The sequence below is a fragment of the Streptomyces sp. NPDC088147 genome, assembly GCF_044741565.1.
Taxonomy (GTDB): Bacteria; Actinomycetota; Actinomycetes; order Streptomycetales; family Streptomycetaceae; genus Streptomyces.
The window spans coordinates 264847-279510 of sequence record NZ_JBIUSY010000008.1 but is presented as its reverse complement, the minus strand read 5'-3'; the positions used below and the strand labels follow the sequence as shown (position 1 = coordinate 279510).

At 71.8% G+C, this 14664-nt stretch carries 9 protein-coding genes; 6 read left to right on the top strand and 3 right to left on the bottom strand.

What is annotated here, in order from left to right:
• Positions 1-6: 6 nt before the first annotated feature.
• Positions 7-1152 (bottom strand): anion permease, encoded by a 1146-nt coding sequence (locus tag ACIOGX_RS27435; RefSeq protein WP_384768340.1) that lies wholly within the window; start codon positions 1150-1152, stop codon positions 7-9.
• 427 nt (positions 1153-1579) lie between these two features.
• On the opposite strand from ACIOGX_RS27435, the gene ACIOGX_RS27430 reads away from it, so the two are divergent.
• From ACIOGX_RS27430 to ACIOGX_RS27410, 5 genes are all read left to right on the top strand, one after another.
• The gene (locus tag ACIOGX_RS27430) at positions 1580-4480 is read left to right on the top strand and encodes a carbohydrate-binding protein (protein WP_401917136.1); all 2901 of its coding nucleotides are present in this window, start codon (positions 1580-1582) and stop codon (positions 4478-4480) included.
• 20 nt (positions 4481-4500) lie between these two features.
• Positions 4501-7233 (top strand): ThuA domain-containing protein, encoded by a 2733-nt coding sequence (locus ACIOGX_RS27425; RefSeq protein ID WP_356513758.1) that lies wholly within the window; start codon positions 4501-4503, stop codon positions 7231-7233.
• A 168-nt stretch (positions 7234-7401) separates the two neighbouring features.
• Complete coding sequence (gene mptB, locus ACIOGX_RS27420; protein ID WP_401917133.1) at positions 7402-8829, top strand: polyprenol phosphomannose-dependent alpha 1,6 mannosyltransferase MptB; 1428 nt, start codon at positions 7402-7404, stop codon at positions 8827-8829.
• Positions 8826-10208, top strand: a complete 1383-nt coding sequence (locus tag ACIOGX_RS27415; protein WP_401917130.1) for a glycosyltransferase 87 family protein — start codon at positions 8826-8828, stop codon at positions 10206-10208. The genes mptB and ACIOGX_RS27415 overlap by 4 nt, the downstream gene beginning before the upstream one ends.
• A gap of 271 nt (positions 10209-10479) precedes the next feature.
• Entirely contained in the window at positions 10480-11097 is a 618-nt protein-coding gene (locus tag ACIOGX_RS27410; protein WP_401917127.1) for a DUF4232 domain-containing protein, read from the top strand.
• 33 nt (positions 11098-11130) lie between these two features.
• On the opposite strand, the gene ACIOGX_RS27405 is transcribed toward ACIOGX_RS27410, so the two are convergent.
• Together ACIOGX_RS27405 and ACIOGX_RS27400 are read right to left on the bottom strand one after the other, a co-directional pair.
• Positions 11131-12456, bottom strand: coding sequence for a CAP domain-containing protein (locus ACIOGX_RS27405; protein ID WP_401917124.1), 1326 nt, complete (start codon positions 12454-12456; stop codon positions 11131-11133).
• A 189-nt stretch (positions 12457-12645) separates the two neighbouring features.
• On the bottom strand, positions 12646-13659 hold the full coding sequence (locus ACIOGX_RS27400) for a ferric reductase-like transmembrane domain-containing protein (RefSeq protein ID WP_401917553.1): 1014 nt from the start codon (positions 13657-13659) through the stop codon (positions 12646-12648).
• Between the two features lie 156 nt (positions 13660-13815).
• Here ACIOGX_RS27400 and ACIOGX_RS27395 point away from each other — a divergent pair, with 156 nt between their 5' ends.
• Positions 13816-14493, top strand: coding sequence for a hypothetical protein (locus ACIOGX_RS27395; RefSeq protein ID WP_387018938.1), 678 nt, complete (start codon positions 13816-13818; stop codon positions 14491-14493).
• The last annotated feature ends 171 nt before the right edge of the window (positions 14494-14664 follow it).

The following is a 14664-nucleotide window of genomic DNA, read 5'->3' as shown; positions in this document are numbered from 1 at the left end:
CCCCTTTCAGGCGTTCGCCTTGGCGCTTCCCGAGCGGACGGTGACGGTGCGTTCGTCGTTGACGTTGCCCCGTGTGACGGGATGGCGCCGGGAGACGATCACGATGAAGACGGCCACGGCCGCGGCGGCCAGGGCGATGACGACGGTGCCGATGGTCCCGCCGTAGACGACCATCACGGCGGCCAGCGCGCCGACGGCCGCCGCCGCGGGCAGGGTGACGCACCAGGCGATGAGCATGCGCCCCGCGATCCCCCAGCGCACCTCCGCCAGCTTCCGGCCCAGCCCCGCGCCGAGGATGGCGCCGGAGCAGACCTGGGTGGTGGAGAGGGCGAAGCCCAGATGGGCGGAGGTGAGGATCACGGTCGTGGCGGACGACTCGGCGGCGAACCCCTGGGGAGCGCGGATATCGGTGAGGCCCCGGCCCATCGTCCTGATGATCCGCCAGCCGCCGATATAGGTACCGAGGGCGATGGCCAGCCCGGCCGAGCCGATGACCCAGAGCGGCGGTCCCGAGTTCGGCGCCAGCGCGCCCACGGAGATCAGGGTGAGGGTGATGACGCCCATGGTCTTCTGGGCGTCGTTGGTGCCGTGCGCCAGGGAGACCAGCGAGGCGGAGACGACCTGCCCCAGCCGGAACCCCCGGTCGACCGAGGCGCCCCGGCCCCGGACGGTCAGCCGGTAGGCGAAGTAGGTGGCCGCCAGTGCGGCGAGCCCGGCCACCACCGGAGAGGCGATCGCCGGAAGGATGATCTTCTCGATCACCTGGTCGAAATGTACGCCGTGCCGCCCCGCGCCCACCCACACGGCGCCGATCAGGCCCCCGAACAGCGCGTGCGAGGAGCTGGAGGGCAGGCCGAGCAGCCAGGTCGTCAGATTCCACAGGATGGCACCGATCAGACCGGCGAAGACCATGCCCGGCGTGACCAGGGTGTCGTTCACGATGCCACCGGAGATCGTTCTGGCGACCTCGGTGGAGAGGAACGCGCCCGCGAGGTTCAGGACCCCGCTGATCAGCACGGCGACCCTGGGGCGTAGTGCTCCGGTGGCGATCGATGTCGCCATCGCGTTCGCGGTGTCATGGAATCCGTTGGTGAAGTCGAACGCCAGGGCGGTCAAGATCACCACTGTCACCAGAAACGTGATGTGGTCCATTCGCCTCATACAAGCGCAGGTACCGGTGTCCGGGCCCCGGGCGGAGCGGGGACACCAGGTGCTTCCTCCCAAAGGATGAGTGGATCAGCCACTTCGCGTCGTGCGATGGCGAGGGCCGCCACGGGGCGTGCCCGAACGGGCTCCAGGGGTGCGCATCGATGCCCGAACGGGCTCCGGAGGTGCGCACCGGAATTTTGACACGGCCTTGACAAATTAGGGTGGCCGTTGCCAGCATGCAAAACTCTCGCGAGTTTCCGCAATACGTTGATGCCGCATCGAAAGCCCTCCGCCAACACGGTTCCACTGCGCCGCAGGTGACGGGACATCACCCGTGGACGCAGGCTTCGCCCCTCAGTGAGACGGCAGCGCGGTTTCGCGTGCCCGCATGCCTCGCTCACGCCCCCCACCAGGTCAGGAAGGAAGCTCCATGTCTGGACCGTCAGGACTGTCAGGGCCGCCGAAACGGAAGCGGTCATGGTCGAGGTGGCTCACCGTTCTCGCGCTGGTCGTCGCGGGCGGTGTCGTCACCGGCCCGGCGACCGGCGCCCCCGCAGCCGGTTCCGTCGCCGCGGCGCCCGCCGCGCCCGCGGCCCCCGCGGCCATTCCGGCCGGCGACTACCAGCAGGTGCAACTTGCCCTCGGATCCGCCGAGTTGGGCGAGGCCATGTCGCTCGCGGTGCTGCCCGACCGTGCGGTCGTGCACACCGCCCGTGACGGCACGGTGCGTTTCACCGACGCCGCGGGCAACACCAAGACGGCGGGGAAGCTCGACGTCTACACCCATGACGAGGAAGGTCTGCAGGGCATAGCCGCCGACCCCGGCTTCGCCTCCAACCGGTATCTCTACCTGTACTACTCACCCAAGCTGAACACCCCGGGCGGTGACGCCCCGGTCACCGGTTCCGCCGCCTCCTTCGAACCGTGGAAGGGCCATCTCAACCTCTCCCGGTTCACCCTGAAGACCGACGGCACCCTCGACATGGCGAGCGAGAAGGTCGTCCTCGAAGTGCCCAACGACCGCGGCCAGTGCTGCCACGTCGGCGGGGACATCGACTTCGACGCCGCCGGGAACCTCTATCTGACCACCGGTGACGACACCAACCCGTTCGAGTCGAGCGGCTACTCGCCGATCGACGAACGGACCGACCGCAACCCGCAGTTCGACGCCCAGCGCTCCTCGGGCAACACCAACGACCTGCGCGGCAAGGTCCTCAGGATCAAGCCGACGGCCGCCGGTGGCTACACCGTCCCGGCGGGGAACCTCTTCGCCCCCGGTACGGCGCAGACCCGTCCCGAGATCTACGCGATGGGCTTCCGCAACCCCTTCCGGATGTCGGTCGACAAGGCCACCGGCATCGTCTACCTCGGTGACTACGGACCCGACGCCGGGGGCACCGACGGAGGCGGCCGCGGACCCAGCGGCCAGGTCGAGTTCAACCGCATCACCGGACCCGGCAACTACGGCTGGCCGTACTGCACCGGCACGAACACCGCCGCCGAGACCTACGGTGAGTACACCTTCCCGAGCGGTCCCACCGGAGCGAAGTACAACTGCGCCGGCGGCCCGGCCAACAACTCCTTCCGCAACACCGGCCAGGCCACGCTGCCCCCGGCCAAGGCGAGCTGGATCAGGTACGGCGGCGACGCGGGCTCCCCGCCCGAGTTCGGCGGCGGCTCCGAATCCCCCATGGGCGGACCGGTCTACCGCTATGACGCGAACCTGAACTCGAACGTGAAGTTCCCGGAGTCCCTCAACGGCCGCTTCTTCGCCGCCGAGTACGGCCGGAAGTGGATCAAGGCCATCGAGGTGAAGGCCGACGGCGCTCCCGGCGTCATCGAGGCGTTCCCCTGGACCGGCACCCAGGTCATGGACCAGGCGTTCGGCCCGGACGGCGCGCTGTACGTGCTCGACTACGGCACCGGCGCCAACAACCAGGCCCTCTACCGGGTCGAGTACGTCGGCGGCAGCAACCGCAACCCGGTCGCCGCCGCGGCGGCCGACAAGACCTCGGGACCGACCCCGCTCACCGTCGCGTTCTCCTCGGCGGGCAGCTCCGACCCCGAGGGCCAGGCCCTGACCTACTCCTGGAACTTCGGTGATGGTTCCACGTCCACCGCGGCCAACCCGTCGCACACCTACACCACCACGGGCACCTTCCGGCCGACCCTGACGGTCAGGGATCCGCAGGGCCTCACCGGCACGGCGAGCCTGGTGGTGACGGCGGGCAACACGGCGCCGACCGTCAATCTCACCGGCCCCAAGGACGGCGAGCTGTTCTCCTTCGGCGACACCGTGCCCTTCGCGGTCACCGTCACCGACCCCGAGGACGGGGCCATCGACTGTGCCAAGGTGAAGGTCACCTATCTCCTGGGCCACGACGAGCACCGTCACGCGATCACCTCGAAGAACGGCTGCACCGGAACCATCGCCGTGCCGACCGACGGTGAGCACGACAGCGCCGCCAATCTCTACGGTGTCTTCGACGCCGAGTACACCGACGGCGCCGGACTGACCTCGCACAGCATCCGTATCCTCCAGCCCCGCCACCGGCAGGCCGAGCACTTCTCGGCCCAGTCCGGCATAGAGGTGGCGGCACACGGCCCCGCCGAGGGAGGCAGCACGGTCGGCTTCACCGACAACGGTGACTGGATCTCCTTCAAGCCCTACGCGGTGGGGAACGCCAACAAGATCACGGCCCGGGTCTCCTCCGGCGGCCCCGGCGGCACGATCGAGGTGCGCACAGGATCGGCCACCGGCACCCTGCTCGGCACGCTGACCGTACCGACGACCGGCGGCTGGGAGACCTTCACCGACGTCTCCGCCAACCTCACCAACGCGCCCGCCGCCTCGACCGAGTTGTTCCTCGTCTTCAAGGGCGCCACGGGACAGGGCAACCTCTTCGACGTGGACGCCTTCACCTTCACCACCGGCAGCGGAGCCACCGGCCAGACGGTCGAGGGGGAGTCGTACTCCTCGTCCCAGGGCGTCCAGATCGCCGACCACGCCCCGGCCAGCGGCGGCAAGACCCTCGGCTACATCGAGAACGGTGACTGGGCGGGGTACGCGTCCGTGCCCACGGCCGGGACCAAGACCTTCAGCGCGAAGGTCTCCTCGGGCGGCGCCGGCGGCACCATCCAGGTCCGGTCCGGATCGGCGACCGGCGCCCTGCTCGGCTCCGTTGCCGTCCGGCCCACCGGCGGCTGGGAGACCTTCACCACCGTCTCCACCGCCCTGACCGGCACGGCCTCCTCCGGACCGCTGTTCCTCTCCTTCACCGGCGGCGCGGGCTCCCTGTTCGACATCGACACCCTCACCCTCACCAAGTGAAGCGCGGGAAAGGGACCATGATGACGCATCAGCCCCCGCACCGGCCCTCCGCACGCCGGCGCCGCATACCGTCGGCGCTGGCCGCGGCCCTCGTGACCGCCCTCGCCCTCATCGGGGCGTTCCTGACACCGGCCGTGACCGCGCAGGCCGCCGACCCCGCCTACAAGGTGCTCGTCTTCTCCAAGACGGCGGGCTTCCGTCACGACTCCATCCCGGCCGGTACCCAGGCCATCCGTGATCTCGGTGCGGCCAACAACTTCACCGTCACGGCCACCGAGGACAGCGCGGCCTTCACCACGGCCAACCTGGCCCAGTTCAAGACGGTGGTGTTCCTCAGCACCACCGGCGATGTGCTCAACGACTCCCAGCAGTCGGCCCTCCAGTCGTACCTCGACGGGGGCGGCGGCTATGTCGGCGTGCACGCGGCGGCCGACACCGAGTACGGCTGGCCGCAGTACGAGGGGATCGTCGGCGCCTGGTTCAAGAGCCACCCGGCGATCCAGCAGGCCACGCTGAAGACCGAGGACCGGTCCCACGCGGCCACCGCCCACCTCGGCCAGACCTGGTCCAGGACCGATGAGTGGTACAACTACCGGACCAATCCTCGCAACAACGTGCGCGTGCTGCAGAGTCTCGACGAAAGCAGCTACAGCGGCGGGGAGATGAGCGGCGACCACCCCATCACCTGGTGCCACGCCCAGGGCAGCGGCCGGTCGTTCTACACCGGCCTCGGCCACACCGCCGAGTCGTACACCGACCCGGCCTTCCGCTCCCTGCTCCTCGGCGGAATCCGGTACGCGGCGGGCTTCGCCAAGGCCGACTGCCGGCCGGAGAGCGGCTACACCGCGCTCTACAACGGCTCGACCACCGGCTGGTCGCAGGCCGGTCCCGGCAGCTTCACCAACACCGACGCCACCCTCTCCTCGCAGGGCGGCATGGGGCTGTTCTGGTACCGCGCGAAGGAGTACAAGGCGTACTCCCTCAAGCTCGACTGGAAGGCGCAGGGAGACGACAACTCCGGTGTCTTCGTGGGCTTCCCCGCCTCCGACGACCCCAACTCGGCGGTGAACCAGGGCTACGAGATCCAGATCGACGCCACCGATGCCGCGGACAGGACCACCGGCGCGGTCTACGGCTTCAAGTCGGCCGACATCGCCGCGCGGGACGGCGCCCTCAACCCGCCGGGGGAGTGGAACGGATACGAGATCCGGGTGGAGGGGGAGCGGCTCCAGGTCTTCCTCAACGGTGTGAAGATCAATGACTTCACCAACACCGACCCCGCCCGGTCCCTGGCGCAGGGCCATATCGGCATCCAGAACCACGGCACCGGCGACGACGTGTCGTTCCGCAACATCCGGATCAAGGAACTCGGCGGCACCGGCACACCGTCGTCGACCTTCGAGGGCGAGTCGTACACCTCGTCCTCCGGGGTGCAGCCCGCCGACCACGCCTCCGCCAGCGGTGGCAGGACCCTCGGCTACATCGAGAACGGCGACTGGGCCGGCTACTCCCAGACCTCGCTCGCCGGGACCAGGACCTTCACGGCCAAGGTCTCCTCGGGCGGTTCCGGCGGCACCATCCAGGTCCGCTCCGGATCAGCCACCGGACCAGTGCTCGGTTCACTGGCCGTACCGAACACCGGCGGCTGGGAGAACTTCCGTTCCGTCTCCACCGCGCTGACCGGCACGCCGACGGGACCGGTCTTCCTCACCTTCACCGGCGGGGCCGGCTCCCTCTTCGACATCGACACCTTCACCCTGGAGAAGCAGGCGGCGACCGCCGCCCTGTCGTCGAATGTGCATCTCTTCTACTACCCGTGGTACGGCAGCCCGGTGAAGAACGGCAGCTACCGTCACTGGCAGCAGGGCGGTCGCACCCCACCGCAGGACGTCGGCGCCGACCTGTACCCGAAGCTGGGGGCGTACGACTCCGGTGACTTCGCCGGAGCCGTCGCCCAGCACATGCAGTGGGTCAAGCAGTCGGGCGCCGGCGTCATCGTCTACAGCTGGTGGGGAAGGGGCGGTTACGAGGACACCCTGGCCAAGGGCGTGCTGGACGCGGCCCAGCAGCAGGGCGTCAAGGTGGCCTGGCACATCGAGCCGTACGCGGGGCGCACCGCGGCCTCCGTCGTCTCCGACATCCAGTACCTCAACTCCACCTACGGCAGCCACCCCGCGTACTACCGCGACGCCGAACACAACAACCGCCCGGCCTTCTACATCTTCGAGAGCCTGAAGATCACGGACTGGGCCGCCCTGGACCAGGTCACCCAGAACAACACGGTCCTGGCGCAGACCACCGACACCTCCAAGATCGCCCACTTCTCGGGTCTCTACACCTACGACGGCATCGCGGGCGCCACCGCCCCCGGCTGGAAGCAGGCCGGCGACTACGCCAAGGCCAACGGTCTGATCTGGGCGCCCTCGGTGGCACCCGGATACATCGACGACCGCGCGGTACCCGGCAACACCACCCCCACGCTCGGCCGCGACAACGGCGCCACCTATGACAAGGAGTGGAACAACGCGCTCGACCCGGCCATCGGCGGATCGCCCACCTGGGTCTCCGTCACCTCCTTCAACGAGTGGCACGAGGGCAGTTCGATCGAGCCCGCCGCCGCCAACCCGCCCGCCGGTTTCGGCTACCAGACCTTCTCCGGCGCGTACGGGAAGACCGGCGCCGAGGCGGAGACCGTCTATCTCGACCGCACGAAGTACTGGGTGGGCCGGTTCGACGCACAGCGCGTGCGCTGACCCCCTGATCAGCTGATCTGTCCCCAGGGGCCGCCGAGCGGCGGCCACCGGACGGGCCCCGGCTTCCCGCCGGGGCCCGTTCCGGTTTAAGACGGCGGCTATGCGCCTGCCACCCGGCCGTGGTGATCACGTCGTCTTCCGGCCACCCCCTCCTGCGAGCCTCCACGAATGCTCGCCCTGAACGCTGATGTGGACCCGAACCGATGCCGGACGCTGGGGCTCGCGGGATCCGTCGCGCTCACCGTCGGCGGGCTGACCGCGGGCGCGCTGCCGGTACGCGACACACTGCTGCCCTCCTCCGGCCGGGCCGCCCTGGGCGTGCTCTGCGCGTACTTCGGTCTCGTCCTGCTGATCGCCGCCTGGTGGTGGCTCGGCCGCGCGGTCCGCCGCCCCCGCCCGCCCGCGCCCCGCGAACTGCTGGTGACACTCGCCATCTGGGCGGCGCCCCTGCTGATCGGACCGCCCCTGTTCAGCCGGGACGTGTACAGCTATCTCGCGCAGGGGGCGATGGTCGACGCGGGGATCGACGTCTACAGCCACGGGCCCGCGCGGCTGGGCGGCCCCCTCGCCACCGAGGTCGCGCCCGTATGGCAGCACACACCCGCCCCGTACGGCCCGGTCTTCCTCGCCGTCGCCGCCAGAGCGTCCGGTCTCGCCCATACCGACCTGTCCGCCGGGGTGTTCGGCATGCGGCTGGTCGCGCTGCTCGGCGTCGCGCTGATGATCGTCTTCCTGCCGCTGCTCGCCGACCGCTGCGGCGTCGATCGTTCCGCCGCCCTCTGGCTCGGCGCGCTCAACCCCCTCGTACTGCTGCACCTCATCGCGGGAGCCCACAATGACGCCCTCATGCTGGGCCTGCTCGGCGCCGGACTCGTGGCGGCCCTCGCCGGCCGCCCCGCCGCGGCCACGGCCGTCGTCGCGCTGGCCGCGCTGGTGAAGGCACCCGCGGCGCTGGGGCTCCTCGCGGTGGCGGCGCTCTGGGCGGACCGGCTCACCGGCCGCGCGCGTACGGTCAGAGCCACCGCGCTGACCTGCGCCGTCGCCCTGGCCACCACCGCCCTCGTCACGGCCGCGACCGGCACCGGCTACGGCTGGCTCGGCACGCTCTCCACTCCCGTGTCGCCCGACAACTGGTCGCTGACCAGCACGCTCGGCCGGCTCACCGGCACCCTGCTGGACACCGTGGGCAGCGGACTCGCCGACCGGGCCATACCGGCGTGGCGGTGGTTCGGCCTCCTGGCCACAGCGGGTGCCGTCGTGGTGCTCTGGCTGCGCCGGGTGCCGTTGGGACCGGTCTACGCACTGGCGCTGAGTCTGCTCGCGGTCTTCGCGCTCGGTCCGGCCTTCCGGCCGTGGTACGCGCTGTGGGGGCTGTTCCTGATCGCCGCCGCCGCGCCCGACGGGCGGGTACGGCGCTGGGCCGCGGCCGGCAGCGGCGTACTCGCGCTGGCCCTGTTGCCCAGCGGATCCCCACCGGACGCCATGCAGCTGACCCTCGCCGTGGGCGGCACCGCGTTCGGCCTGATCGCGCTGTACTGGATGTTCGAGATGTCCGACCCCGGCACGGTCCACTCCCGGGCGCGGGTGGCGTCATGAGTCGAGTACGCGACGCGCTGACGACACGGGCGGCCACCGGACGACGGCCGGCCATCGCGGCGGCCCTCGTCGTGGCCACCGCGGTCTTCCTGGCGACCGTTCCCCTGCACCGGGGCTTCTTCGACGTCGGCGTCTACTACGGCACGGTCAACGACTGGATCCACCACGACGGCCGGATCTACGACTACCTCCGCCCCGGCACGCAGTACGGCTTCACGTACCCGCCCTTCGCCGCCGTGGTCATGCTGCCGATGGCGCTGGTCTCCTGGCACGTGGCCATCGGCATCAGCGCCGTGCTGAGCGCCGTGGCCTCGGCGCTGCTGCTGCGCTGGCTGGCCGGTCCGGCCGTGCGGCGGCTGGTCGCCCGGCGCGCGGACCCGGGCACCGGTACGGAGCGCGGCGGGGACCGGCGGCCCTGGTTCGTGTTCGTCGTGGCCGGGTGTCTGTTCGCCCTGTTCGAGCCGGTCCGCGACACCTTCAGCTTCGGCCAGGTCAATCTGCTGCTCGTCGCGCTCGTCTTCGCCGACGCCCGGCTGCTGGCCACCGGGCGCGGCCGGTACGCGGGCATCGGCATCGGGCTGGCCACCGCGATCAAGCTCACGCCCGCGCTGTTCATCGGCTATCTGCTGATCACCGGCCGCCGGCGGCAGGCCGGGGTGGCGACGGGTACGGCGGGCGCGGCCACCCTGCTCGCCGACCTGATCGATCCCGGTGCCTCCCGGACCTTCTGGACCGTCGCCCTGTGGGACACCGACCGGGTCGGCTCGCTCGGCTATGTCTCCAACCAGTCGCTGCAAGGCGTCCTGGCCCGGCTCCAGCCGGAGGACCATCCGAGCCGGCTGGTGTGGCTGGTGTGCGTCCTGGCCGTCCTCGCGGTCTGGGCGTACCGCGCCCGCGCCGCCGTCCGCGACGGCGACGACAGGACCGGATTCGCCCTCACCGGCCTCGCCGCCTGCCTGGTCAGCCCCGTCACCTGGGTGCATCACCTGGTCTGGCTGATCCCGGCCCTGCTCGTCCTGACGGACTCCGCGCTGAGCCGGGAGCCCGGCGCGCGCCGGCGGTCGCTGGTCGTGTGCGCCGCGCTGTACGTCGTCCTGTGCAGCAGTGTCGTCTGGCTCTGGCGCTGGGACTCGACCGGACCGGCCGCGTTCCTCGGCGCGAACGCCTACGTCTGGATCACCCTCGGTCTGCTGCTCGTACCCCCGGGTCCCGGGGAGAGGACGCGGCCCGTACCCGGACCGGGTGAGGGACTCCGCGCCCGGCGGCTGCCCGGGGCGGAGACCGCCGCCGTCACGGACGGGGTGGCCGCCACTCGGTCGGCGGGAACGTGGCGTCGTCGCGCGGTCGATTCCTCCGGTGGTCCGGAACCGAGCGGATGATCCCGCGCCGCGCCTCGGGGCCGGCTCAGCGGCCGCCGTGCCCCGGCTCCGCCGCGGGTCCGAGCGCTCCTCGCTTTTGCGGGTATACGTACGACGGGCATCCGTACGACGCGAGGGGCAGGTGGGCAGAGTGTCCGGTCACTTCCAGACCTTCAGGACGTCATCCCAGGAACAGGCCCAGGGCCCGGGGCAGCACCCGGGCCCGGCCGGGGACCAGGAAACGGGCAGGCCACGGCGGGCACGGGCCGGGCGGGTGTGGCGGAGGGGTGCCATGGCGGCGTCCGTGACGCTGCTGGCCGTCGCGACCGCGGCGTGCGGTGGCGGTGGCGGCTCGGGCGGCTCCGCGGCGTCCGCCCCCGACGGTTCCGGCGGATCCGCCTCCTCGCCTCCGTCCTCCTCCGCCACGGAGAGCGGCGACGGGGCCTCCGGCGCGTCCAGCGCCCCGCCCTCGGCGCGGCACAGCGGTACCGGGCAGGCGGCCGCCGCCTCACCGCGGTGCACGGCGGACCAGCTGGGGCTGAGCCTGAGCGCCCCGGACGCGGGCGCCGGCAATATCCGCTACGACCTGCGGCTCGTCAACAACGGAGCGGGCGCGTGCGTGCTGCGCGGCTTCCCCGGTGTCTCCCTGCTCGCGGGCGACGGCGCCACCATAGGCAGGCCGGCCACCCGCGAGGGCGGGCAGCTGCCCGCGGTGACCCTCGCTCGCGGCGGCACCGCGGACGTCACCCTGCACACCCTGAACAAGGGCATCAAGGGTTCCTCCTGCTGGGCCGCTCCCAGCCTCCTCAAGATCTATCCGCCCGGCTCCAAGGACGCCATGACGCTGCGTACCTCGACGCCGGTCGTCTGCGGTGACACCTTCACCGTGACCGCGGTGCGATCCGGCTGAGCGGCCCCGGGAACCGGCCGAGCGCCACGGCGGTCAGGTCCGGCCGAAGAGCTGCGTCCAGTACGTCCCGGCCGGTCCGCCGCCCGCGAAGCCGACTCCCAGGTGGGTGAAGCCGGGCTCGAGGATATTGGCCCGATGCCCGGGGCTGTCCATCCAGCCCCGGACCACCTCGCGCGGATCGCGCTGACCGCAGGCGATGTTCTCACCGATGCCGCGGTGCGCGGCCCCCGCGGCGGCGGCGCGGTCCCACGGCGCGAGCCCTTCGGGCGAGGTGTGTGAGTAGAAGGCGCGCGCGGCCATGTCGGCGCTGTACGCCTGCGCGGCCGTCGCCAGCCGGGTGTCACCGGCCAGCGGACGGAGTCCGGCCCGGGTGCGCTCGGTGTTGGTGAGGGAGAGGACCTCCGCCGCTGTCCGCAGCAGACCGTCCGCGGTGAACGGCGCCGCCCACAGCGCCGTCCAGTAGACGTCACCGGAGCGGGAGTCGTGGTGCCGGGCGATGCCCGCGTCCGTCAGGGCCGCGTCATGGAGCGGGCGCCGGGTCGCGCCGTCGGTGAGGCAGTAGTCGAGGAACTCGGCGGCGGTACGCGGCCCGGAGACGAGCTGCTGGTCGATACGGAGATAGCGGTAGCCGCCCGCGGTGATCCGCTGGAAGACCGAGAGACCGTCGGGGCCGTCCGCGCTCAGCCGCCGCTGTCCCGCCATCACCGCCGCGTGGGCCCGCGCGGCGGCCGAGAGCCGCCCGTCCAGGGTCACGGGCGTGGCCCCCGCCCCGATCCGGGCGGCCCGGACGAGCCCCACGAACTCCGCCTCCATACCGCTCGCCTGAGGCACCGCGACGGCCGGCACCGCGACGGGGGACGGCGCTACGGGACCGGGCACCTCCTGCGCGACCTCGACGCCGAAGTCACGGGCGATTCCGGCCAGCCCGTCCGCGTACCCCTGGCCGAGCGCGCGCAGCTTCCATGTGGCGCCGCGCCGGTAGATCTCCGCCAGCAGCAGCACCGTCTCATGCGCCGGGCGCGCGGGGGCGAACCGGGCCAGGACGCGTGCGCCGGCCCCGGTGACCGTCAGCGCCGGGGCGGGCAGCCGGCCGAGGGGAGTGCCGGGCTCGGCCGGGCTGACGACCACGGTGACCCGGCTCGCGCCGGGCCGCAGCCGCCGGGGATCCAGCCCGATGCCGTCGGCGCGCAGCCGGGCACCGGGGGCCGAGGGCTGGTTGTAGAACACGAAATCGCCGTCACCGGCGACCTTTCCGTTGTCGCCGGTGATCAGTACGGAGAGATCGAAGGGGCCGGTGACGCGGAACCACAGCTCCGTGTCCGGCAGCGGCATGTTACCGCCGGGAACCAACTCGCTCATCGGTACCGTCCGTCCGCCTCGGGGCAGTGTCACCCCGGTGCGGTGGTGACACTGCCCGGGAAACGTCGCGGGAGGGCGCGACGGTTCCGTGGGGGGCCACGGTTCGCACGGGCACGACAGTCGGGCACGGAGAAGGATGGAAGCGGGCGGGCCCGGAGCCGGGTACGGTGCCAACCCGCTCCGAGCCGCTCAGTCGTGGTTGTGGGTGGAGGACGTATCGGCGGGCGGGATGGTGCGACCGCCGTCCCTCCCACTGAGCACGACCGCCAGGATCGCGACGACGACACCGGCCACGGCGACGCGCCCGACGAGCCGCAGGGACCAGCCGGACCAGGTCCGCCAGCCCGCGCCCCCAGTGCCGGTTCCGCCGCCGGGGAGCGCCAACTGCTCGGAGCGGCGGGCCGGACGCAGCAGCCGTACGAGCAGCAGGGCCGCGATGGGCAGTTGCAGCAGCCAGACCGAGGTGCGGAACCACCCGTCGTACCAGACGTTCGTTCCGTACAGCAGGGTGTGCCAGACACTCAGGATGTAGACGACGATCACGAAGCGGTGCAGTACGCGCCAGGTCTTGGGGCCGATGCGGTGTCTGACGTAGAAGAGCAGCCCCAGCGGGACCGCCAGATAGAGCGCGGCCTGGCCGACCGGCATCGCGATCTGCCCCGTGCCCGAGTCGTAGCCGCCCGGCACGAATGCCTCGATGAAGGCCGTCCACAGCCGGGAGTTCCACCGCACGGTGTCGTGCCGTACCAACTCGGCGGCGAACAGCAGGGCGTGTGCGGCGATGAGCGCGATCGTGTTGAGGCTCGTCGTACGGTGCAGCCGTTCCAGCCGGGGGCCCGAGAGCGGCAGCCGCTTCGGGCGGGGCCCGGAGAGCAGCAGACCGAGAATCACGGTGCCCCACGCCCAGAGCAGTGCCGCCCAGCCGAACGCCTGGCTGAGGAAGTACATCCAGAAGCCGCCCGCGTCCGCCATGAAGGGCATGACGGTGACGGTCGACGACGTCTTGGCCCGGATCCGGGCGTAGAGCAGCGCGAAGACGGCGGCGGTCACCACCAGCGCGATCAGTCCGTCGGGGACCGACGCCCTGAGGTCGGACCGGAGTGTGGGCCGGGGAGGCCGTCGGCCCGGGGCGGCGACGGGCTCTTCGGCCGGTTCGGCCGGTTCGCTCGGCTCGGGGACGGCGGACGCGGGGGACGACTTCATACCGGAGCAGTCGGCCGCCGGGCCGGGAAAGTTCCCGGCGGCTTCCTGTGACATGGATCACATCTCTTGGTGTCGTTCTATAACGGGCGAACCATCGACGTATCCGTATCAGCCGCTCTGTTCCGAAGCCCGGCCCCGGGTGACACGATGTCAGCCATGGGAGCCGGGCCCGCATTCCGCCTCACACGTGCCGCGATCTTCGCGGTCGTGTGCGTAGCGGTGTCCGGTCTCGGACATGCCCTGAGTTCCGAAGTCCCGCTGCCCCGGACCGTGTTGGCCCTCGCCCTGCTCATGGCGGGCGGCGCCGGATGGTGGCTCGCCGGGCGGGAGCGCGGGGTTCTGGCCCTCGCCGGGGCGAGCGCCGTGGGGCAGCTGATCCTGCACGCGCTGTTCAGCTGGACCCATACGTTTCCGCCATCCGCCGGGACGGCGGCGCCCGCCACCGGGATGCCGGGGGAGGGCCGCTCCGCCACGGCGATGGCGCACGCCCACTCCGGGATGGGTGAGGCGCCGCAGGATGTCCTGGCGCTCGTCCTGGCCTACGACGGCCATTCCCTGACCTCGGGCATGGCGGCGGCCCACTTCGTCGCGGGACTGCTGTGCGGCTGGTGGCTGTGGCGCGGCGAGTCGGCGGTCCTCCAACTGGGCCGCACACTCACGCTGTTCGTGGCCGCACCGCTGCTGCTCGCCTGGCGGGTGCTGACCGGCGTGGGGTTCGCCGCGCCGCGTACGCCGGTCCGCACCCCGGGCAGGCCGCGGCGCGGGCCGCGCCCGCTCGTCCTTCTGCGGAGCATCACCCGCCGGGGTCCGCCGGTCCTTCCGTCCCTTCGCTGACCCTTCGTCCGTCCGCGCCGTGCCGCGCGCGCCGGCCGAGGGTCCTTCCAGGCGCGTACGCGTGCCTGTTCACAGGCATGCCGGTCGCCAGCGGCGCCACCGCGGGGGACCGGCCACCGATGGAGCCGCGCGGACCACCGCGTCCGGCGCGGCTCCGCGAGGACACGAAGG